Raw genomic sequence first — 20,296 nt, forward strand, 5'->3', positions numbered from 1 at the left:
GACTGACCTCTTCTCTCATTCTCGTGGGCTGTCGAGTGGTTCGATCTCCTCCGGGGCGAAATACAGGTAGCGGCCGTACCATTCGTGCAGTTCTGCGGCGGGGTCGTCCTCGATGACCACGCCGACGTGCGCCTGCCCGTCGACATCGGCGTGCACCGTGACGACCCGGGCGACCCTGCCGTCGTAGAACAGGTCGTGCGCGTCGGCGCGCCGCGACGGATGCAGGCGGACCCGGGTACCGTTGCGCACCTTCACCGCGCCGACCATGACCGCGTCGGACTCGGGTCGAACAGCGTTGTCGGCCAACGGATCCCACCAGTCGACGCCGTCGGGCACCTCCGGAATCAGGGCGGCGGCTTCGGCGTGTGGATCCCGCAGGACCCCATGCAACTGCTGTAGGGCCTCCGGGGTCATGGCATCGCAGCGGTCGATGATCTGGGCGGCTCGCTGATCGGTCGCGCGGGCTTCGGCCTTCTCCTGATCGGTCATGGTCATCACCCGCAGGGTGAGAATCTCGTCGATCTCGGTGGAGTCGAACAGCGGTCCTTCGCTCTGCTCGGCGATCTCGGGGTGGTCGTAGAGGATGATCGGGGAGATCAGCACGATGCTGTGGTCACCGGGCGGTCCGGCCAGGACCGGGAAGCAGCGGTGCTGGACACAGCGGGCCACGGCGGCTTCGGCATCGGGCGGGGGTTCGAGCAGTGAGACGAACGAGCCGTCGTCGATGTCGGCGATGACGTGCGCGCCGATCAGTGAGCGGGCCATGGCCTCCTCCCGATCGGTCGCCGGGGCACCGATATTGCGCAGGGTGACGCTCAGACGCGTCCATCGCCCGTCGGGTTCCACCGCCACCTGGACCTCACCGTCGAGGTGCACGCGGCTCCGGACCAGCCGCCCGGCCGGAGAACCGTCGGGACCGGGGATCACCTCGAGATCGGTTCCGGCCGGAATCGATAAGCGTGCCGTCGAATCGGTCAGCCGCAGCGGACCGATCCGCTCCTCGCATTCGACCGCCTCGTCCCAGCTGATCCACGATCGGCCGTCGACGACGAGCTCGGCGACCGGGTCTCCCCCGGCGTCCTCGACCGTGCGGCGCTGTAGGTGCAGGAACCGGACGGTCAGGGTGATCGAGGCGTGCTCGCCGGCCTCGATCAGACACTGGGCCGACAGTTCCGCTTCCTCACCGAGGCCGGTCGCGGCGGCCCCGGTGGGTCCGAGGACACCGAACTGCCAGCGGGACTGGTTCTTGGCCGAGTTCGCCCGGTACGGGTACAGCAGATAGCCCTCGTAGAGCACCGCGTCGGCGACCGCGCGTGCCCTGGCCCGTGATCTCGTCAGCTCCGTACTCATGAGCTATCCTCGGCGGTGTCGAGCAGGCGGGTCACCGCGTCGTCGAAGCCGAGCAGCCCGTGGCCGGACTTGTAGGCGGCGATCGCGTCGAGGGTGTCGCGGCGCAGGCGCAGCCAGCCCGAGTTCGGGAAGTGCGCGGCCATCAGGTCGCCCCACACCGAGACCGGCATCTGGAACTTGTCCTCGCGGTCCCACGGTATCTGCTGCACCGCGAAACCTGTGGCGCCGCGGATGAACACGGTGCCGCTGAACAGGAAGATCAAGGGCACCGTCCCCTCGCGCAGGGCGTGCAGATATTTGGACCCAGTCACCTCGAAGTCGTAGGTGCACGGCATCGGCAGGTCGACTTGAGCACCGCCGTGGAATCCGGGAACCATGGTGGCGCAGTGCATCCAGAGGAAGGAACGCTGGGTGTCACGCCAGCGTTCGCGTGGCCCGAACAGGTCGAGCAGGCCGGCGCTCTCCTCGTCGGTGTAGCCGCGCCGGTGCGGTTCGATCCGCACCTGCGCGCGTAAGGCGATGGCGTGCACCGGTTCCTCGGCGAGCGCGGCGATCCCGACGCGCGCTGTCAGGGTCGGCGTCACGGCGTAGGGCTCGGGTGCGATGCCGAGCACCGCGAAGGTCGTCGAGTAGGCCGGGCACATCACACACCACCCGGCCGGGCGCGCGCCGACACCGCGGCGAAGAACTCGTCGAGATACCGGTGCACGTCCTGGCCGCCGTCGAACCCGCGCCACAGCAACCGCATGTGGCCGACGAATTCGTAGCAGGCGTCGATGGGCAGGAGCAGGCAGGCGGCCTCTGCGGTGCCGCGCTCGGGGACCCGGATCATCAGCGCCTCGACATCGGGGAGGGCCACGTCGATCTCCGGGTGCCGGTCGAGCACCGTGCGCCACTGGTCAAGGGGCAGTTCGGATTCGGTGGCCCCCATCGGTCCCGGATAGAACGCGACGGTGCGGCCCAGTGCGGAATTGTCGAAGAAGAACGCCAGACCGACCGGGATCTCGAGCGCGTCCCACTCGCCGTGGCTGATGGTGAACTCCGGGAAGCGCAGATACCGGTCGGGCACCGCCCGATACCGCAGGGTGGCGTTCTGGTCGGTGAACAGCAGGTAGCAGCCCCGGCATACACACAGCAGCTGACGTCCTTCGATATTCACCACGTGCTGGTGCTCGGCGGCGATGGACTCCGCGCACATCTCACACCGTTCGCCCGCAGGCACGGCGGGCTTGCGGTCGACGGTGAGGCGCCGCAGCACCCCCAGCGGAGAACTCACCCGCCCACCCCCACCGGGACGGCCACCGACAGTTCACCGGCGCGCACCAGCACCGGCAGCGGTTCCAGATGGCCGTCGCCGTCGACCCGGGCACCGGCGTGGACGGCGTCGTAGTGCGCTCGGCACGTCGGGCAGCGCAGGACCGCGTCACCGACCGGGAATCCGTCCCGCCGCTGCAGCGCGGCACCGGCCAGGGAGTTGTCACACGACGGGCAGTGATCGCGGTAGACGAACAGCTCGTCACCGACCCGGCAGGCGAGCACCGCGTGCCCGCCGATGGAGAAGCCGCCGACCTCGCCTGCACCGAGCTCACCGAGCTCCGGGACGGCGATCCAGCTCCCGTGGTGCTCGCCCACCGGGCGGGCCTCGGCGTGTACCCGCGCGAACAGTGAGTCGGCGGAGATCAGGGCGTCGGTCGACTCCGGTTGCGCGGCAGCCACTTCGATCGACTCGATCTCCGGCGCCGCGGCACGCACCGCGTCCTCCACCGCCAGTTCCAGGGTCACCGAGGACGAGGGGCAGGTGCGGCAGCTACCGGACAGTTCGAGGCGCACGACGCCGTCGGTCACGCTCAGCAGTTCGACATCACCACCGTGGGACCCCAGGTAGGGGCGCACACTGTCGAGCGCCGCGCGGACGCGGGTGTGCACGTCGTGCGGGTGCAGGCCGTGCACCAGCAGCAGACTCGCGACGAGATCGTCCGCGGCGAGCCGATCGCGCACGTCGTCGTCGACGAGCGCGAGGACCCGTGCCAGTCCGGCGCCGTAGAGGTCGGCGACCTCGCGCACCAGTTGCTCGGCACGTTCACGGGCGACGACCCCACCCGCCGAACTCGCGTTCAGCAGGGTCTCGATCCGCTCGCCTGCGCCGCGCCATCGGTCTTGGTCGATCGCTGCCTCGTCGTGCTCCCCCGGCCGATCCGGCATCACCGTTACTCCCCGGTGAGTGTCTGGGTGGGCGAGTGGAGTTTCTCCAGCGTCTTGCCGTTGCCGAGGTACATGTGTACCCCGCACGGCAGGCACGGATCGAAGCTGCGCACGGTGCGCATGATGTCGATGCCCTTGAAGTGCTCGCGGTCGTTCTCCTCGAAGATCGGCTGGCCCTGTACCGCGTCCTCGTACGGGCCCGGCGTGCCGAAACTGTCGCGGGGGTTGGCATTCCACGGCGTCGGCGGATACGGGTGGTAGTTGGCGATCTTGCCTTCCCTGATCACCATGTGATGGGACAGCACTCCGCGTACCGCCTCGGTGAACCCGCAACCGATGCCCTCCTCCGGCACCTCGAAGTGCTCCCACGTCTTGGTCCGCCCCGCTCTGATCTCCTCGAGCGCCTGCTCCGCGAAGTGCAGCGCACAGGCCGCGGCGTAGGCCTGGAAGTAGGTGCGGGCGCGATCGCGTTCGATGGTGTTGCTGCCGAACGCGGGGATCGTCCATTCGAAGCTGACCGGGCCTTTCAGCGCGGTCTTGGGCAGGTTGATCTGCACACTGTGCCCGGTCGACTTCACGTAGCCGATATCGACCAGCCCGGCCAGCGCCGTCGACCACAGCCGGGCCAACGGCCCGCCCCCGGTGTCGAGTGCCAGATGGTCGGTGCCGTCGAACCAGCGCGGCGACATCACCCAGCTGTACTTGTCGTCCATGTCGCGCTTCTGCGGCTTGGGGTTGGTGTGCTGATTCCAGGGGTGGCGCCGGTCGACCGGATTGCCGAGCGGGTCGGTCTTCACGAACATCTCCTGGTCGGTCCAGTCGTCGTAATACGAACTGCCCAACAGGATTCGGATGCCGAGATTGATGTCGACCAGGGACGTGGTCAGCAGTTTCCCGTCGATGACGATGCCGGGGGTGACGAACATCCGCCTGCCCCACTCCTCCATGTCCTTGTACTCGAAATTGCACACCTCCGGGTCCTGGAACGAGCCCCAGCAACCCAGCAGGGTGCGCCGCAATCCGACCTGTTCGTACCCGGGGAGCGCCTCGTAGAAGAAGTCGAAGAGGTCGTCGTGCATCGGCACGACCTTCTTCATGAACTCGATGTAGCGCATCAGGCGCGTCATGTAGTCGGTCATCAGCTGGATCGTCGCGACGGTTCCCACGCCGCCGGGATACAGCGTCGACGGGTGCACGTGCCTGCCCTCCATGAGGCAGAACATCTCGCGGGTGTAGCGGCTGACCTGCAATGCCTCCCGGTAGAACTCGCCGGTGAACGGATTGAGCGCGCGCATGATGTCGGCGACGGTGCGGTAGCCGTGCTCGGCCGAATGCGGGGCCGGGGTCTTCTCCGCCTGGGCGAGGACACCGGGGTTGGTCTCGGCGACCATCTTCTCGCAGAAATCCACGCCGACCAGATTCTCCTGGAAGATGTTGTGGTCGAACATGTATTCCGCGGCCTCACCGAGATTGACGATCCACTCGCCCAGGTGCGGCGGTTTCACCCCGTAGGCCATGTTCTGGGTGTAGCACGAACAGGTGGCGTGATTGTCGCCGCAGATACCGCAGATGCGGCTGGTGATGAAGTGCGCGTCGCGGGGATCTTTGCCCCGCATGAAGATCGAGTAGCCGCGGAAGATGGACGAGGTGCTGTGACACTCGACCACTTCACGGTTGTCGAAATCGATCTTGGTATAGATTCCCAGGCTGCCGACGATGCGGGTGATCGGGTCCCAGGCCATTTCGACGAGGCTGTCGGGATCGATCCTCTTGTGTGACGGCTCGGGGATGATGGCAGTCATTCCAATCGCCTCCTACCAGGTGCGGGTGGCGCCGGATTCCAGCTTCTCGCCCTTGTGCCGCCAACGCGGCTCCTTGTCCACCGTGCGTCCGGTGATGTGGCGCAGGCTGCGGATCACCGACCCGTACAGCCCTGATGCCGTCGAGGAGATCTTCCCGCCCGGCGGCTCGTCCATGAACGGCATGAATTTGTCCGGGAATCCCGGCATGGTGCAGCCGATGCAGATGCCGCCCACATTCGGGCAGCCACCGACGCCGTTGATCCAGCCCCGCTTGGGGACGTTGCATTTGACGACCGGGCCCCAACATCCCAGTTTCACAATGCATTTCGGGGAGCCGTACTCGTCGGCGAAGTCGCCTTCCTCGTAGTAGCCGGCTCGATCACAGCCTTCGTGGACGGTGGCGCCGAACAACCATTTCGGGCGCAGCGCCTCGTCGAGGGGGATCATGGGCGCCTGTCCGGTCGCCATGTAGAGCAGGTAGGTCAGTGTTTCGGACATGTTGTCCGGGTGGGCAGGGCAACCGGGCACGCACACGATCGGGATTCCGGCCTTGGATTTCCAGTCCCAGCCGAGATAGTCCGGCACGCCCATCGCGCCGGTGGGGTTACCCGCCATGGCGTGGATGCCGCCGTAGGTGGCACAGGTACCGACCGCGACCACCGCGGTGGCCTTCGGGGTCAGCCGATCGAGCCACGCACTGGTCGTCATCGGCTGACCGGTGGCGGGATCGTTGCCGAAGCCGCACCAGTAGCCCTCCTCGTGGAGCTGTTCGTTCGGGATGGAGCCTTCAACGACGAGTACGAACGGTTCGAGTTCACCGCGGTCGGCTTTGAAGAACCATTCGAGGAAATCGTCGGCGCCGCCGGTGGGACCGCATTCGAAATCGATCAACGGCCAGTGCACCGCGATCTGCGGGAGCCCAGGAAGAGCGCCGAGCGCGATCTCCTCGATACTGGGCTGTGTCGCTGCTGTCAGCGCGACCGAATCACCGTCACAACCGAGGCCTGCGTTGATCCACAGCACGTGGATCAGGGCCTGTTCTGCTTTGATTGCTTCCTGGGTGGGCATGGGCTGTGCCACTTTCTGAAGCGGGGCATCGCAGGCCCGGGAGCCTGCGACGTGATCCTGATCACGTCAGTCTATGTCGCTGGTGAGTGATCCTCAATAGTTGCCGAGCGCTGCAGCCGGAGCCAGTCGTACCACTGCGCCAGACCGGAACCGCTGGTCACCGACAGTGGCAGGATCTGCGCGTGCGGGTTGATCGCCGTCGCGTACTCCCGGCATTTGTCCAGGTCGAAGTCGACATAGGGCAGCAGGTCGATCTTGTTGACGAGGACCAGGGACGCCGCGGCGAACATGTGCGGATACTTCAGCGGCTTGTCGGTACCCTCGGTCACCGAGATAACCACGACTTTGCCCCGCTCGCCGAGGTCGAACAACGCCGGGCACACCAGGTTGCCGACGTTCTCGACGAACAGCAGCGTGCCGGGCGCGGGGTCGAGGGACTCGAGCGCGCGGTAGGTCATCTCGGCGTCGAGATGACAGCCCGCGCCGGTATTGATCTGCACGACCCGACAGCCCGTCGCCCCGATCCGCACGGCGTCGAGCAGGGTCGCCTGATCACCCTCGATCACCGCGATCGGCACCTCGGTGAACTCGCGGATCGTGCGTTCGAGCAGGGTGGTCTTGCCCGCACCGGGTGAGCTGGTCATGTTCAGCGCCAGGATGTCGCGGGCCGCGAGCCAGTCACGGTTGCGCTGAGCCAACAGGTCGTTCTTGGCCAGGACTTTCTGTTCGAGGGTGACGGTCTCGGTCACCGGCAGGTGCACGTGATCGCCGTCGTGACCATGGCTGTGCCGGTGCGGCTCGTGCTCGTGCTCGTGCTCGTGCTCGTGCTCGTGCTCGTGCTCGTGCTCGTGCTCGTGCGGGAGGGTGATCACCGCGGCGTTGTCGTCGCCACATCCACAGGTTGCGCACATTCTCGGCTCACTTCCATCGACCGGATTCGGAGTTCGTGCCCGGCTCTGATCTCGACATCGGCGCTGCCGCACTCGCACAGGGCGATCGGTTCGAGCACGGTGAACTCGGCGCCACAGCTTCGGCAGGCCGCACGGCCGGGTACCGCGTCGATCTCGAGGCGCGCGCCCTCGGCGAGCGTTCCCTCGGCGGCGAGTTCGAAGCAGAACTGCATCGCCTCCGGAACGACCGCGCACAGCACGCCCACTTCCAGGAGCACGCTGTGCACCCGCGCGCCCGCCGCGTGTTCGCAGACGGCGTCGATGACACTCTGGGTGATCGCCATTTCGTGCATCGCAGCCTCGGCTCGTCGAGGGATGAACCCATTGCTGAGGCTACTCCTCGGCAACCCGCCGACGCGATGGCCGAACGCTCAGCTGAGACGGTGTGCGGCGAGCAGGTCCGCATCGCCGAGGATGTCGGCGGTGGGTCCGTTGGCGACGACCTCGCCCGCGTCGAGGATGACGACCCGATCGCAGATCCGTTGCGCGTAGGGCAGATCATGGGTCACCACGAGCATGGTGGTGGGCAGCGACAGCAGGATCTCGGCCAGCTCGCGGCGTGCCACCGGATCGAGGTTGGCGGCCGGTTCGTCGAGCACGAGGACCTCGGGCCTGCACGACAGCACCGTCGCCAGCGCGGCGCGCCGGCGTTCCCCGAGCGACAGGTGCGCCGGTGAGCGCCCGGCCCGATCCGTCATCCCCACCGCGTCGAGAGCCTCGCGCACGCGTTCGGCGAGAGCCTCGCCGCGGACGCCGAAATTGGCGGGCCCGAATGCGACGTCCTGTTCCACGGTCGGCATGAACAGCTGGTCGTCGGGGTCCTGGAACACCACCCCGACCCGTTGCCGGATGGCGCGGACACTGTCGCGGTCCAGCCGCACATCGCCGATGTGGATCTGCCCCGAGGCGGCGGTGAGCGCCCCGTTCAGGTGCAGCATCAGCGTGGACTTGCCTGCCCCGTTGGGCCCGAGGACCGCCACCCGCTCCCCCGGCGCGATCTGCAGGTTCACCCCGTTCAGCGCGCCGGTCCCGTCGGGATAGGCGAAGGTCAGATCGACCACACGCACCGCGGGTGTCGTCGGTTCGGTCACCGCACCATCCAAGCACCGGCGCAGACAGCGATCGCGGCGGCCGCGGGCAGACAGCCGAGCAGCCATTGCCTGCCGGTGGCGGGCCGGGTGCCGACATCGGGTACGGCGCCGTCGAATCCGCGCGACAGCATCGCCAAATGGACCCGCTCGCCCCGTTCGTAGGATCGCAGGAACAGGGTGCCCGCGCCGCGTGCGGTCGCACCGGCTTGGCGCAGTGTGCGCGGGTCGTCGCCGCGCGAGATCCGCGCCAGCCGCATCCGCGCCGCCTCGGCCACCAGCACGTCGACGTAGCGCAGCATCAGCACCACGATCATGACGATCGTGCCAGGCACGCGTAGCCGCGTCAGCCCTTCGGGCAAGGCGCGCACGCTCGTCGTCGCGGCCAATGTCAGTGAGATACCCACGCCGATAGTGCCTTTCGCGATGATCCCCCACGCGGCGTAGAGACCGGTCACCGACAGCGACAGCCCGAGGACCTCGGTGCGGGGTTCCCCGGCGGCGAAGGGCAGCAGGATCGCCAGCACGACGAACGGCAACTCGATGAGCAGCCGTGGCGCGATCCAGCGCACCGGGATTCCCCACCATCGCCACAGCGCGACCAAGCCAAGGGCATAGCAGCCGAACGGCCACAACAACTCCCGCGGTGTCGCCACGACCGCGAACACCGCGACCACCGCGCAGACGATCTTCACCTCGGCCTGCGCCCGATGCGCCGGCGAATTCCCCACCAGATACAGCCGGTGGACCGGGCCGCTCACCTACTACGGCTCCGCGTTCGACCGCGCCGCGACATCACCAGCACGGACCGCCGGGCGCGTTGCGCTTCGCCCGATCCGGATCGTGCGGACCACCGCGAACAGCACGGCGAAGGCGGCCGCGACACCGACGATGCCCGCCAGACCGGCCAGATCGCTGTCACCGCCGATCGTGTAGTCCGCCAGCGGTGAACCGGCGAACCGGTGTTCCTCGGCGCTCTGGGCGATGCACTCACCATGCAGTTCCTCGGCGCCGTTCACCTCGACCGTGATGCACCCGCGCTGGGTGGTGGCGTCGAGCCCGTCGGGCTGTGAACTCGCGGCATAGGACAGCACGCCCGCGACGAGCACCGCGGCCGCGGCGAACGCCCACAGGAAACCGGTGAACGACAGCCGTGCGCGAGCGGGAGATGCTGCGGCGGAGCTTGATTCCGCCGCACGCAGGACATAGACCAGGTCCGGTCGTGCGTTCACCACGGCCACCACGGTGATCGCGGTGATGATGCCTTCACCGATCCCGATCAGCGCGTGGGTGACGAACATGTACCCCGCGACGGCACCGACCGTGGATCCCGCGGCGCCGCCGATCGCGTACTCGACGACGAAACCCATCGCGGCGCACAGGGTTCCGATGAGCGCGGCGACGAAGGCAACGATGCCCATGCCGGTATCGGTCCGCCGGCGAAGCAGCGCGACCCCGCCGCGGGCGACCAGATATCCCGCCCCGACACCGAGGAGGGCCATGTTGGTGATGTTGGTGCCGAGTGCGGTCAGCCCGCCGTCGGCGAACAGCAGCGCCTGGACGACCAGCACGATCGCCACGCACAACGCCCCGAGGTAGGGCCCGACCAGAATGGCGGCCAGCGCCCCGCCCAGCAGGTGCCCGCTCACGCCGGGCAGGATCGGGAAGTTCACCATCTGCACCGCGAAGATGAACGCGGCCACCAGCCCCGCCATCGGCGCCGCGCGCTCATCGAGTTCGGCCCGCGCTCGCCAGCCCGCGAACCCGAGCCCCACGGCCGCGATCCCCGCGAAGATCAGCGACGTCGGCGCATCGACGATCCCGTCGCTCATGTGCATTGCCACGATGCTGCCGTTCACCTCTCAGAACACTACGCCCTTTATCTGTCCAAGTGAACAGATAAAGGAATGTCCGGGGCGTCGGCAGTGATGCGACCCGAGTTCGAGGAGACTAGAATCCGGTGATGGAGCGCCGCACCGAAGCCGCGCGCAGCCGTCGTGTACGTGATCACCGATCGCCCTTCGACCGGTTCGTCGAGCAGGCCGAGCTGCGGGTGAGCCAGGCTCCGTTCTTCTTCCTCTGCGTCGCCATCGTCGCCGCGTGGCTGATCAGCTTGCCGTGGTGGACGGATCTCAAAACCTGGCAGGTCGCCATCCACACCGTCGCGAGCGTCTTCACCCTGCTGCTGGTGGTCCTCCTCGAAAACGCGGGCCGCCGCGCCAGCGAGACCGCCCAGGAGAAACTCAATGTCATCGCCGAGGCCCTGGCCACCCTCATGACCTCCTCAGCCTCCACCGACCCCGAACTCCACGCGGCCGCCGCCCGACTCCGAGAATCGGTCGGCCTCGAAGAGCGCCACTGACCAGGGCTCCGCAGTGGAATAGTCACGGCGGCAAGCTCACTCCCCGATCGGGCGGGATCGCGGCGAGTCCACCCCGGCCGCGCTGAGCACCTCCGGATACGAGAAACCCCCTCCGAACATGTCAGAGGGGGTGTGCCCGGCTGGGGATACCGAAGGGGTTTGCGATCCTATCCCCCGCCAGACTCGTATCCGGAGATCAGTCCGCGGTCACTTCGCTGCGGTCACCGCTCCACAGGGTGTGGAACTTGCCGTCGGCGTCGACGCGCTCGTAGGTGTGCGCGCCGAAGAAGTCGCGCTGGCCCTGGGTCAGGGCGGCGGGCAGGCGTTCGGCGCGCAGCGCGTCGTAGTAGGACAGCGAGGACGCGAACGCCGGGACCGGGATCCCGAGCAGGGTGGCGGTGGACACCACGCGCCGCCAGCTGTCGATCGCGGTCTCGATCGCCTGTCGGAAGTACGGCGCGAGGATCAAGCTCGGCAAGGCGGGGTCCTGCTCGTAGGCTTCCTTGATCCGGTTCAGGAACCGGGCGCGGATGATGCAGCCGCCGCGCCAGATCGTCGCCATATCACCCGGGCGCAGATCCCAGCCGTACTCGGCGCTGCCCGCGGCGATCTGATCGAAGCCCTGTGCGTAGGCGACCACCTTGGACGCGTACAGCGCCTGCCGGATGTCCTCGGTGAACTGCTCGACATCGGTGGGCTTGTCGGCGAGTGTGCCCGACGCGAGACCCACCGCGGCTTTGCGCTGGGCACGGGAACCGGACAGCGCCCTCGCGAAGACCGCCTCCGCGATGCCGGTCACCGGCACACCAAGATCGAGCGCGGACTTGACCGTCCAGCGGCCGGTGCCCTTCTGCTCGGCCGCGTCGACGATGACGTCGACCAGCGGCTCGCCGGTCTTCGCGTCGACCTGCGCGAGCACCTCGGCGGTGATCTCGACCAGGTAGCTCTCCAGGTCCCCGGAGTTCCACTGTGTGAACACGTCCGCGATCTGCCCGGCGTCGAGACCGAGCGCGTCCCGGAACAGGTGGTAGGCCTCGCCGATCAGCTGCATATCGGCGTATTCGATGCCGTTGTGCACCATCTTGACGAAGTGCCCGGAACCGTCGGGGCCGATGTGGGTGCAGCACGGCGTGCCGTCGACCTGCGCCGCGATGGACTCCAGCAACGGGCCCAGCGACTCGTAGGACTCCTTCGGTCCGCCCGGCATGATCGCCGGACCGTTGAGCGCGCCCTCCTCGCCGCCCGAGATGCCCGCCCCGACGAAGTTCAGGCCGCGCTCGCGCAGGGCGGCCTCGCGACGGATGGTGTCGGTGTAGAGGGCGTTGCCACCGTCGATGATGATGTCGCCCGGCTCCATCACGGCAGCCAGCTCCTCGATGACGGTGTCGGTTGCCTCGCCCGCCTTGACCATGATCAGCACCCGCCGCGGCTTCTCCAGCGCGGCGACGAACTCCTCGACGGTCTCGGTGCGGACGAAATCGCCGTCACCGCCGTGCTCGGCGAGCAGCGCGTCGGTCTTGGCCACGGAACGGTTGTGCAGCGCGACGGTATAGCCGTGCTTGGCGAAGTTGCGGGCGATGTTGCTGCCCATCACGGCCAGGCCGGTGACACCGATGTGTGCACGCGCGGTAGAGGTCGACATTGATCAGCTCTCTTTGTTCGGCGGGTCCGACGGGTGCGGAAGACGGCTTCCTTGGCAGCCAAGTTACTTGGCACCGATCCGCGGCCGAACACTTACCACCGTCACCGGGGGTCTGGACGGAACCGGGCGTAGTCCGCGTGTCGGCGGTCGCTGCTAGTGTCGGTCGAGTTCTGACACGGGGTGCCTCGCGACCGCGAGGCTGAGAACAGACCCGCTGAACCTGTTCAGGTAATGCTGACGAAGGGATGTCACGGTGTTGCGCGCCCACACCACAAATACCGACCTGTTCACCGATCACCTCTGGGACCGGACCAAAGTCCTGCGGAGTGCGATCGACGACCTGGAATTCCTGCGGCACCTCGGCGAGGGCACGTTGCCGCTCGAGGTGTTCCGCACCTACATCGAGCAGGATTCGCTGTATCTCACCGGGTACTCGAAGGCACTGGCGATTCTCGCCGCCAAGTCGCCGGACCCGCAGACCGCGGCCTTCTGGGCGACCTCGTCCGCGAACGCCGCCGCTGTCGAGTCGGCCATGCACGAGCAGCTGCTCACCGGTGGCGTGCTGCCCCCGCGGCAGGGTGAGCCGGAGCATTCGCAGACCTGCCTGGCCTACGTCTCCTACCTGATCGCGGCCGCCGCGACCGAGTCCTACGCCGTCGCCGCGGCAGCCGCGCTGCCCTGCTTCTGGATCTATGCCGAAGTGGGACGCGACCTGGCCGAGAGCGCCGCGAAGGTGATCGCCGCCGACCCCACACACCCGTACGCCCAGTGGGTCACCACCTACGGCGCGGCGGAGTTCCAGCAGTCCGCGGCCACGGCTCGAACGCTGGTCGATGCCGCCGCCGAGGCGGCGGGCGAGCAGGAGCGCGCGGCGATGGAGAAGGCGTTCGTCGCCGCCGTGCGCTACGAGTTGATGTTCTGGGACACTGCCCTGCATCCGCAGCCCTGGCCCGCCGCATGACCGGGCGTCTGCGCCGCGCGATCGCGGTCCTGGCCACCACCGTCGCGGCCGTGTCGCTGCTCACCGCCTGCGGTTCGGGCGGCGGCTCCGACAACACCATCCGGTTCGCGCTGGACTGGACACCGAACACCAACCACGTCGGGCTCTACGTCGCGTTGCAGCGCGGCTATTTCACCGACGCGGGTCTGGACGTGCAGGTCCTGCCGTACAACAACACCTCCGTCGACACGGTGATCGATGCCGGCAACGCGGAGTTCGGGATCAGCACCCACAACTCGTCGACCTTCGCCCGCGCGTCGGGTGCGCGGGTCAAGTCGGTGCTCGCCCCGCTGCAGCACTGGGCGACGGGGATCGGCGTGCGCGCCGATCGCGCCGACCTCGCGAGCCCGAAGAACCTCGACGGCAAGACCTACGCCGGTTTCGGCGACCCGGGCGAGAAGGAAGCCCTCCAGCAGGTCATCCGCAACGACGGTGGCACCGGCGATTTCACCTCGGTGATGCTGGGTTCGTCGGCCTACGAAGCGGTCTACTCCGGCAAGGCCGACTTCACCGTCTCGTATCTGGCGTGGGAAGGGATCGAGGCCGAACACCACGGCACCCCGATGCGCTACTTCCGGTACACGGACTTCGGTTTCCCGGACGCCTACGCGATCGTGGTCGACGGCAACGAGGGCTGGCTGGCCCAGAACCCGGACCGCGCCGCGAAATTCGTGCAGGCGCTGCAACGCGGCTACCAGTTCGCCGCGGACAATCCGGACGCGGCGGCCCAGGATCTCATCGACGCCAATCCGGGCGCGTTCACCGACGAAAAACTGGTCTTCGAGAGCCAGCGCATGCTGGCCGAGCAGTTCATGAAGAACGCCGCGGGCAAGGTGGGCCTCCAGACGGTGGAGCAGTGGTCGGCGAATTCCGGCTTCCTGTACCGGGGTGGCCTGCTGACCGGCCCCGACGGGAAGCCGCTGACCACCGAACCCGACTGGTCGACTTATTTCACCAATGAGTACCTCGCCACCCCGTGAGCGGTCCGTAGCCGCGTCACCGCCGGTCCCCGCCGACGGTGACGGCGGGGCGGCTCGCTGGGCCGGGATCCGGTGGGCGGTGCCGTCGTTGGTCACGGTGGTGGTCCTCGTCGCGATCTGGCAGGTCTACGTCACGAGCAGTGGCGTCCGTCCGCAGGTGCTGCCGTCGCCACTGCGGGTCGTCCAGCAGGGGTGGGCACACCGCGACGAGATCGGTTCGCACGCGGCCGCCACCTTGCAGGTGACGGTGGTCGGGTTCGCGGTGTCGCTGACGCTGGCGTGGGTGCTGGCGGTGATCGTGGACTTCTCGCCCTGGCTGCGGCGTGCGCTGGTGCCGCTGTTCGTCGCGTCGCAGACCGTGCCGATCGTCGCGATCGCACCGTTGATGATCATCTGGTTCGGGTTCGGTCTGCTGCCGAAGATCCTGGTGGTCGCGCTGGTCACCTTCTTCCCCATGGCTATCGGCCTGATCGAGGGATTCGCCGCGGCCGACCGTGACGCGGGCGCGCTGCTGCGGAGCATGGGCGCCTCGCGGCTGCAGGAGTTCCGCTACGTGCGCCTGCCGTCCGCGCTGCCGCGGTTCTTCACGGCGCTACGGATCGCGATCACCTACGCGGTCGTCGGTGCGGTGTTCGCCGAATATGTCGGCGCGAGCGCCGGACTCGGCATCTATATGAGCCTGCAGAAGAATTCGTTCCGCACCGACCTGGTATTGGCGGCGGTGCTGGTCACGGCACTGCTGAGTATCACGCTGTACCTGTCGACGTTCGCGATCGAACGCCTCGTCGCGCCGTGGTCGCGCGCGCAGAACAGGAGCCGACATGACTGACACCGGGGGCGACCGAATCGTCGTCGACCATCTGACCAAGTCGTTTCCGCAGCCCGGTCGGCGCAGCCCGGACCTCGAGGTGCTGGGCGGGGTGTCGTTCACGGTCCGATCGGGCGAGTTCGTCACCGTCATCGGGCCGAGTGGTTGCGGCAAGAGCACCGTGTTCAACATGCTGGCCGGACTCGAATCCCCCGATTCCGGCAGCGTCGGCTTCCGCGCGGCCGACGGCGAGGACACCGCATCGCACTGCGCCTACATGCCGCAGAAGGACCTGCTGTTCCCCTGGCGAACCGTCCTCGACAACACCATCCTCGGCTTGCGCGTCCAGGGTGTCCCGAAATCGGAGGCCCGGCGCCGCGCCCGCGAACTGTTCCCGATATTCGGCCTGTCCGGTTTCGAGGACACTCGCCCGTCCCAGCTGTCGGGCGGGATGCGACAGCGGGCCGCCCTTCTGCGGACCGTGGTCCAGGAGCGCGAACTGCTGCTGCTCGACGAACCCTTCGGCGCACTCGACTCACTGACCCGCACCGAGATGCAGTCGTGGTTACAGGAGGTCTGGCAGCGCTACCGCTGGATGGTCCTGATGATCACCCATGATGTCCGTGAGGCGGTGTACCTGTCGGATCGCGTGCTCGTACTGTCGGCGCGCCCGGCCACCGTGCGCTACGAACTGCGCATCGACCTGCCGCGACCGCGCGGGTTGTCCACGATCACCACTCCCGAATTCGTCGCGCTCGAAAAGGAGCTCCTCGCGATCCTGCACGAGGAGTCACGTCGGGCGTTCACGGAACAGCGCTAGCTCGACCGCTCGGTGAAGGGTCGATGAGCCCACCACGGCGTGCCGGTGGTCAGTGCTCGAGCGATGGATCCCAGCGGTTGGCGAGCAGTGTGAAGCTCGGGAGGTCCTCCAGCGAGGTCAACGCCTCATAGATGCGCTCGTACCGTGTCGAGGAGATCCGCCACAACCCGTCCGGGTCGCGACGATAGGTGTCGGAATAGTATCCGCCACCACGGATCTGCACTTTCGCGCCCGGCACGAGAACAGTGTCCTCGAACGCCCAGGAACCCTTCGCGGTATCGCCATCGACATCGATCTCAGGATGGTTGGCGATGTGGATCGTGACGATCCCAGGTCCGAGGTTCTTCTCCATGAACGCCACAACGCCGGCTCGGTTGTCGAAATGCAGCGGCGCGGCCATGGCCTGAGTGCCATAGCGCGCGGACACGTCCTCGGCGAGGCAGTCCGCGAACTCGTCCCACCGCTTCAGGTCGAGGGTGCGGAAGTAGCGGTGCTTGAGACGCTTGATCTCCTCGATCGCGACAAGGTCCATGGCCGGAGTGTAGAACGCGTTCTAGATCCGAGGAGGGCGTTCGGCCGACGTTCGACCGCCTCTTCGCCATTGCGACCCTGGCGACGCGCCGCTATCGAAAGACGCTCATGAAGATGAGGTTCGCGATAATGGAGGACTGGCTCCAGGTGTTGCCGAGGCCGTCGTTCCGGTGGGCGTAGACCCACGCTCCGACGTTGAACGTATAGGTGTTGCCCGGGCGCATCGTCCAGAACACGTCGATGGTCGCCCCGGGACCGAATCCGCCGCTGCTGTACACGTCGACCTCGTTCTGGCTGACCCGCTTACGCCAGCGTTTGTCGGTGGCGGAGGTGACGAAGTTGCCGTTCTCGAAGACCGAGAGATCGGTACCACCCTCGGCGGTGGCGTCGCCGCCGAACCCGGCGCCGACCGTGTAGTGGTCGTCGGTCGTCCGGTACGCGCGACCCATCACGGAGACCACGCGGTCGGTCAGCAGCGTGACCCCGAATCCGGCACGCGTGTACACGAAATTCTCGGCGCCGTCGATCTTCGGACCGGCGCGGCCGTCGATGGCGACGACCCCGTTGGGGCGATCGACAACGAGTTTGAACGGTCTGCCGCCAGCCGGGTCGTGCCACGCCCAGTCGAAGTGATACGGGATCCCGAAGATCTCGGTGCCTGCCCGGATATCGAGCGTTGCCGTTGTTCCCGGGTGGTTCCCGTGCGAGTCGCTACGCTGCGGGTGTACCAGATCCTCGTCGAACGGTACCGGCGTTTCGTCCGCTTTTCGCAGTATGCCCGCTGTATCCGGATCCTGTTGCGCCAGTCGTATCAGGGGGGCGTAGAGCGCCTGCGAGATCGCGGTCCGTTCGGCGGCGTCGGCGCGCATGCGCGCGGTCTCCGCGGAGGAACGTTCGATCATGCTTTCGATCGATTTCTCCACGTAACGGCGGTGCTCGGCGGGGAAACCCGGTGAGTAGCGGATCTGCGACGTGGGAGGTTCCGTGCGGGGAGCCGGCGTCGTGGTCGATGTCATGAGTGCACCTCCAGATGGTGTTGTGCTCTCGTCAGCCTGCGCCTTCGAACGCGGGTTCGTCACGCGTAGTCGACTACCCCATGACTCGTTTGGTATTCACAGCGAAGGTGCCGCCTCCGGCAGGAATGCGCGGAGGCGGCGAGTTCGACCTAGTTTGCGTGCAGATACACCGGAATACTGGTGTGCCCGTTGGAGATGAAACTCTGCACCGGCGCCAACTCGTCCGGGCTCGTGGCAAGTCTCAATTCCGGGAACCGGTCGAACAGCGCAGGCAGCGCAACGGCGGCCTCGAGGCGGGCCAGCGATGCGCCGATGCAGTGGTGCGCACCGTGGCCGAAGGCGAGGTGCTGCTCGCGGGTGGCACGGGTGGGGTCGAACTCGGCGGTGCCGGCGCCGTGCACTTTCGGGTCACGGCTGGCACCGGCGTAGGAGGCCAGGATGGCCTCGCCCTTGCCGATCCGATACCCGCCGGCGATATCGATGTCCTCGACCGCGTACCGCAGGGGCAGGTGCGCCACCGGCGCCTGGAAGCGCAGCGTCTCCTCCACCACGTCCGCCCACGCCACATCACCCGCGGCCACCGCGGCACGCTGCTCGGGATGGGTGAGCAGGGCGACGATCGCCTGGTCGAGCAAATTGACCGTTGTCTCGTGACCGGCGTTGATGACCAGCATCAACGTGTCGACGAGCTCCTTCTCGGACAGCGGTGAGTCGTGGTCCTCGTCGCGGGTGGCGATCAGCACGCTGGTGACGTCATCGCCGGGATTCCGGCGACGGAAGTCGACGAGTTCGCTGACCAATCGGTACATTTCGAGGTAGTTGGCCTGTGCCTGTTCGGCGGTGAACGAGCCGTCGAAGAAGCCGTCGACGCACTTGTGCAACGCAGGCCCCAGCTCGTCGGGCACACCGAGCAGCTCGGTGATGACCCGGATCGGAACCGGGTAGGCGAAGCCGGTGCGCAGATCGACCGGCTCACCGGCCGGGACGGCGGCCAGCGCGTCGAGCAGGCTCTCGGTGATCTCGGCGATCCGCGGACGCAGCGCCATGCTGCGACGATGGCTGAATGCCGGGGAGACCAGTCGGCGCAGCCGACGGTGATCGGCGCCGTAGGCGGTGAACATGTTGTCCACCGCCACCCACGGCAGCAGCGGCCACGCCTCGGTGATCTCGCCGTTGATGAACGACATCCAGTGCTGTCTGGGATCTTTCGACACCCGGGGGTCGGCGAGCAGGCTCCGGAGCACCGCCTGATCGGTCACCGACCAGGCGGGCACGCCGCCGGGCAGCTCGACCAACGCCACCGGACCACGCTGCTGAATGCGTGCCGACTCACCTTGGATGTCGGCGCCGGTCGAATCCAGCACGATCGGTTCCATGACATTCTCCTCCATATCAGGGACCGCGGCCCGTGATCGATAGTGCCGCAGCCGGTTTCGGCCGCATGGTGGGCAACTTACCCCGCGGCCGGACCACTCAGGGGACAAACAGGGGCGCGGACGGCGGGAAGCTGATCGGTAGCGTCGTCATCGCCCGGTGGAACGGTCCCGGCCGCCAGCCGATCTCTTCCGCCGGTACGGCCAGGGTCAGGTCCGGCAGCGCGTCGAGCAATTGATCGAGCGCGTCCTGCGCGATCTGATAGGCCACCGATCGAGCCGGGCAGGCGTGCGGACCGGCACCCCAGGCGAGGTGGGATCGGTTGCCGTTGCGGTCACCCTGGGCGATCGCCGGGTCGTTGTTGCACGCGGACAGACTGATCACCACCGGCTGGTTGGCGGGCAGCCACACATCGTCGATCATGACCGGCTGCCGCGGATAGGTGATACAGAAGTTCGCCATCGGCGGGTCGAGGAACAACACCTCGTCCAGCGCGTCGCGCGTGGACAGGCTGCCCGCGATCACCCCGCCACCGAATCGGGAATCGGTCAAAATGAGCAGCAGCGCATTGCTGATGAGGTTCTGCATCGGCTCGATACCCGCGCCGTAGAAACTGATCAGGTTGTACAGCATCTCTTCGTCGTCGAGACCCGCGGCATGGTGAGCCAGCCGCGAGGTCAGATCGTCGCCCGGCGCGTCGCGGCGCAGGGTGATCAGCTCGATCAGCGCCGCGGACAAGTACTCCATACCCCAGGCCGCGTTGACGGTGTCGAACAGCGCCGCCATCCCGGTGGCGACCCGCCGTCCCAGCTCCGGAGTGCAGCCGACCACCCGGTTGAGCGTCTCGAAGACCAGCGGAAAAGCGTACTGCGTCAACACGTCCGCGGAGCCGGTGCCACAGAACGAATTGATCAGCGGAACAGCGACCTGTTCCACGGTCGCATGCAGGGCATGGTGGTCGATGCTGCCGATCGCGGCGACGTAGGCCTGCCGATAGCGAGCGTGGACCGGTCCGGAGTTGCGCAGCGCGTTCGGATACCACTGCATCATCGGCCGCACCGGGCAGTCCTCCGGGATGCTGTCCTGCCACACCCGCGGATCCGCGGGAAAGTGGTCGGGGTCGTGCAGGATTCGTACCGCGGTCCGATACCCCAGCACCAGGCTGGCCGGGACGCCCGGCGACAACTCGATCGGCGCTATCTCCCCGTACCTTTCGCGCATGGCGCGGTAGTTGCCGTGCGGATCGGCAGCGAACTCGGGCGCAAAGACGAGCCCCTGCACCGGGCAACCGGCACCCCGGTCG

21 protein-coding genes, 1 pseudogene and 1 riboswitch are annotated in these 20,296 nt (G+C 67.4%); of the genes and pseudogenes, 5 read left to right on the forward strand and 17 right to left on the reverse strand.

Features of this window, described 5'->3' with window-relative positions; all coding sequences use genetic code 11:
• Nucleotides 1-15: 15 nt before the first annotated feature.
• The 12 genes and pseudogenes from ACFWF2_RS00445 to ACFWF2_RS00500 all read right to left on the reverse strand — a co-directional run.
• Nucleotides 16-1,350 carry a hypothetical protein gene (locus tag ACFWF2_RS00445; protein ID WP_379303050.1) on the reverse strand — a complete coding sequence of 445 codons (1,335 nt, stop codon included), beginning with the start codon at nt 1,348-1,350 and terminating at the stop codon, nt 16-18.
• On the reverse strand, nt 1,347-1,994 hold the full coding sequence (locus ACFWF2_RS00450; protein WP_379303052.1) for a DUF6084 family protein: 648 nt from the start codon (nt 1,992-1,994) through the stop codon (nt 1,347-1,349). Before ACFWF2_RS00450 ends, ACFWF2_RS00445 begins: the two co-directional genes overlap by 4 nt.
• Nucleotides 1,994-2,626 (reverse strand): DUF5947 family protein, encoded by a 633-nt coding sequence (locus ACFWF2_RS00455; protein ID WP_379303054.1) that lies wholly within the window; start codon nt 2,624-2,626, stop codon nt 1,994-1,996. The genes ACFWF2_RS00450 and ACFWF2_RS00455 overlap by 1 nt, the downstream gene beginning before the upstream one ends.
• Nucleotides 2,623-3,552, reverse strand: coding sequence for a NifU family protein (locus ACFWF2_RS00460; RefSeq protein WP_379303056.1), 930 nt, complete (start codon nt 3,550-3,552; stop codon nt 2,623-2,625). The genes ACFWF2_RS00455 and ACFWF2_RS00460 overlap by 4 nt, the downstream gene beginning before the upstream one ends.
• Before the next feature lie 5 nt (nt 3,553-3,557).
• The gene (locus ACFWF2_RS00465) at nt 3,558-5,354 is read right to left on the reverse strand and encodes a nickel-dependent hydrogenase large subunit (RefSeq protein WP_379303058.1); all 1,797 of its coding nucleotides are present in this window, start codon (nt 5,352-5,354) and stop codon (nt 3,558-3,560) included.
• A gap of 12 nt (nt 5,355-5,366) precedes the next feature.
• On the reverse strand, nt 5,367-6,422 hold the full coding sequence (locus ACFWF2_RS00470) for a hydrogenase expression protein HypE (RefSeq protein ID WP_379303060.1): 1,056 nt from the start codon (nt 6,420-6,422) through the stop codon (nt 5,367-5,369).
• Nucleotides 6,423-6,493: 71 nt separating this feature from the next.
• A complete protein-coding gene (gene hypB, locus ACFWF2_RS00475) occupies nt 6,494-7,333 on the reverse strand; it encodes a hydrogenase nickel incorporation protein HypB (protein WP_379303062.1) in 840 nt (279 codons plus the stop codon).
• Nucleotides 7,291-7,665 (reverse strand): hydrogenase maturation nickel metallochaperone HypA, encoded by a 375-nt coding sequence (locus tag ACFWF2_RS00480; RefSeq protein WP_379303064.1) that lies wholly within the window; start codon nt 7,663-7,665, stop codon nt 7,291-7,293. The genes hypB and ACFWF2_RS00480 overlap by 43 nt, the downstream gene beginning before the upstream one ends.
• A 78-nt stretch (nt 7,666-7,743) precedes the next feature.
• The gene (locus ACFWF2_RS00485; protein ID WP_379303066.1) at nt 7,744-8,463 is read right to left on the reverse strand and encodes an energy-coupling factor ABC transporter ATP-binding protein; all 720 of its coding nucleotides are present in this window, start codon (nt 8,461-8,463) and stop codon (nt 7,744-7,746) included.
• Complete coding sequence (gene cbiQ / locus ACFWF2_RS00490) at nt 8,460-9,221, reverse strand: cobalt ECF transporter T component CbiQ (RefSeq protein WP_379303068.1); 762 nt, start codon at nt 9,219-9,221, stop codon at nt 8,460-8,462. Before cbiQ ends, ACFWF2_RS00485 begins: the two co-directional genes overlap by 4 nt.
• 3 nt (nt 9,222-9,224) lie before the next feature.
• Nucleotides 9,225-9,611 carry a PDGLE domain-containing protein gene (locus tag ACFWF2_RS00495; protein ID WP_379303309.1) on the reverse strand — a complete coding sequence of 129 codons (387 nt, stop codon included), beginning with the start codon at nt 9,609-9,611 and terminating at the stop codon, nt 9,225-9,227.
• A gap of 21 nt (nt 9,612-9,632) precedes the next feature.
• A pseudogene (locus ACFWF2_RS00500) lies at nt 9,633-10,319 on the reverse strand (energy-coupling factor ABC transporter permease); the annotation flags it as partial.
• A 104-nt stretch (nt 10,320-10,423) separates the two neighbouring features.
• Here ACFWF2_RS00500 and ACFWF2_RS00505 point away from each other — a divergent pair.
• Complete coding sequence (locus ACFWF2_RS00505) at nt 10,424-10,822, forward strand: low affinity iron permease family protein (RefSeq protein WP_379303070.1); 399 nt, start codon at nt 10,424-10,426, stop codon at nt 10,820-10,822.
• A 196-nt stretch (nt 10,823-11,018) separates the two neighbouring features.
• Here the strand turns inward: ACFWF2_RS00505 and gndA are convergent, their stop codons facing one another.
• Complete coding sequence (gene gndA / locus ACFWF2_RS00510) at nt 11,019-12,464, reverse strand: NADP-dependent phosphogluconate dehydrogenase (RefSeq protein ID WP_379303072.1); 1,446 nt, start codon at nt 12,462-12,464, stop codon at nt 11,019-11,021.
• A gap of 166 nt (nt 12,465-12,630) precedes the next feature.
• Nucleotides 12,631-12,727, forward strand: a riboswitch (TPP riboswitch).
• On the opposite strand from gndA, the gene ACFWF2_RS00515 reads away from it, so the two are divergent.
• The 4 genes from ACFWF2_RS00515 (at nt 12,718) to ACFWF2_RS00530 (ending at nt 16,072) form a co-directional block, all read left to right on the forward strand.
• Entirely contained in the window at nt 12,718-13,425 is a 708-nt protein-coding gene (locus ACFWF2_RS00515) for a TenA family protein (RefSeq protein ID WP_379303074.1), read from the forward strand. Its footprint overlaps the riboswitch before it by 10 nt.
• Entirely contained in the window at nt 13,422-14,444 is a 1,023-nt protein-coding gene (locus tag ACFWF2_RS00520; RefSeq protein WP_379303076.1) for an ABC transporter substrate-binding protein, read from the forward strand. Before ACFWF2_RS00515 ends, ACFWF2_RS00520 begins: the two co-directional genes overlap by 4 nt.
• Nucleotides 14,422-15,273, forward strand: a complete 852-nt coding sequence (locus tag ACFWF2_RS00525; protein WP_379303078.1) for an ABC transporter permease — start codon at nt 14,422-14,424, stop codon at nt 15,271-15,273. Before ACFWF2_RS00520 ends, ACFWF2_RS00525 begins: the two co-directional genes overlap by 23 nt.
• Nucleotides 15,266-16,072 (forward strand): ABC transporter ATP-binding protein, encoded by an 807-nt coding sequence (locus ACFWF2_RS00530; protein WP_379303080.1) that lies wholly within the window; start codon nt 15,266-15,268, stop codon nt 16,070-16,072. Before ACFWF2_RS00525 ends, ACFWF2_RS00530 begins: the two co-directional genes overlap by 8 nt.
• Before the next feature lie 49 nt (nt 16,073-16,121).
• Here the strand turns inward: ACFWF2_RS00530 and ACFWF2_RS00535 are convergent, their stop codons facing one another.
• From ACFWF2_RS00535 to ACFWF2_RS00550, 4 genes are all read right to left on the reverse strand, one after another.
• Nucleotides 16,122-16,604, reverse strand: coding sequence for a nuclear transport factor 2 family protein (locus tag ACFWF2_RS00535; RefSeq protein WP_379303082.1), 483 nt, complete (start codon nt 16,602-16,604; stop codon nt 16,122-16,124).
• Between the two features lie 91 nt (nt 16,605-16,695).
• Complete coding sequence (locus ACFWF2_RS00540) at nt 16,696-17,619, reverse strand: hypothetical protein (protein WP_379303084.1); 924 nt, start codon at nt 17,617-17,619, stop codon at nt 16,696-16,698.
• A 149-nt stretch (nt 17,620-17,768) separates the two neighbouring features.
• A complete protein-coding gene (locus tag ACFWF2_RS00545) occupies nt 17,769-18,995 on the reverse strand; it encodes a cytochrome P450 (RefSeq protein ID WP_379303086.1) in 1,227 nt (408 codons plus the stop codon).
• Nucleotides 18,996-19,092: 97 nt separating this feature from the next.
• Complete coding sequence (locus ACFWF2_RS00550; protein WP_379303311.1) at nt 19,093-20,274, reverse strand: cytochrome P450; 1,182 nt, start codon at nt 20,272-20,274, stop codon at nt 19,093-19,095.
• Nucleotides 20,275-20,296: the final 22 nt, after the last annotated feature.

The organism is Nocardia sp. NPDC060259 (assembly GCF_042728775.1).
In the GTDB taxonomy this organism is placed as follows: Bacteria; Actinomycetota; Actinomycetes; order Mycobacteriales; family Mycobacteriaceae; genus Nocardia.

What these genes read in the sequence shown, in the direction of transcription:
- ACFWF2_RS00445 (WP_379303050.1), bottom strand. Translation starts at nt 1,350, where the DNA reads ATGAGTACGGAGCTGACGAGATCACGGGCCAGGGCACGCGCGGTCGCC.
- ACFWF2_RS00450 (WP_379303052.1), bottom strand. Translation starts at nt 1,994, where the DNA reads ATGTGCCCGGCCTACTCGACGACCTTCGCGGTGCTCGGCATCGCACCC.
- ACFWF2_RS00460 (WP_379303056.1), bottom strand. Translation starts at nt 3,552, where the DNA reads ATGCCGGATCGGCCGGGGGAGCACGACGAGGCAGCGATCGACCAAGAC.
- ACFWF2_RS00465 (WP_379303058.1), bottom strand. Translation starts at nt 5,354, where the DNA reads ATGACTGCCATCATCCCCGAGCCGTCACACAAGAGGATCGATCCCGAC.
- ACFWF2_RS00470 (WP_379303060.1), bottom strand. Translation starts at nt 6,422, where the DNA reads ATGCCCACCCAGGAAGCAATCAAAGCAGAACAGGCCCTGATCCACGTG.
- hypB (WP_379303062.1), bottom strand. Translation starts at nt 7,333, where the DNA reads ATGTGCGCAACCTGTGGATGTGGCGACGACAACGCCGCGGTGATCACC.
- ACFWF2_RS00480 (WP_379303064.1), bottom strand. Translation starts at nt 7,665, where the DNA reads ATGCACGAAATGGCGATCACCCAGAGTGTCATCGACGCCGTCTGCGAA.
- ACFWF2_RS00505 (WP_379303070.1), top strand. Translation starts at nt 10,424, where the DNA reads ATGGAGCGCCGCACCGAAGCCGCGCGCAGCCGTCGTGTACGTGATCAC.
- gndA (WP_379303072.1), bottom strand. Translation starts at nt 12,464, where the DNA reads ATGTCGACCTCTACCGCGCGTGCACACATCGGTGTCACCGGCCTGGCC.
- ACFWF2_RS00520 (WP_379303076.1), top strand. Translation starts at nt 13,422, where the DNA reads ATGACCGGGCGTCTGCGCCGCGCGATCGCGGTCCTGGCCACCACCGTC.
- ACFWF2_RS00525 (WP_379303078.1), top strand. Translation starts at nt 14,422, where the DNA reads ATGAGTACCTCGCCACCCCGTGAGCGGTCCGTAGCCGCGTCACCGCCG.
- ACFWF2_RS00530 (WP_379303080.1), top strand. Translation starts at nt 15,266, where the DNA reads ATGACTGACACCGGGGGCGACCGAATCGTCGTCGACCATCTGACCAAG.
- ACFWF2_RS00535 (WP_379303082.1), bottom strand. Translation starts at nt 16,604, where the DNA reads ATGGACCTTGTCGCGATCGAGGAGATCAAGCGTCTCAAGCACCGCTAC.
- ACFWF2_RS00540 (WP_379303084.1), bottom strand. Translation starts at nt 17,619, where the DNA reads ATGACATCGACCACGACGCCGGCTCCCCGCACGGAACCTCCCACGTCG.
- ACFWF2_RS00545 (WP_379303086.1), bottom strand. Translation starts at nt 18,995, where the DNA reads ATGGAACCGATCGTGCTGGATTCGACCGGCGCCGACATCCAAGGTGAG.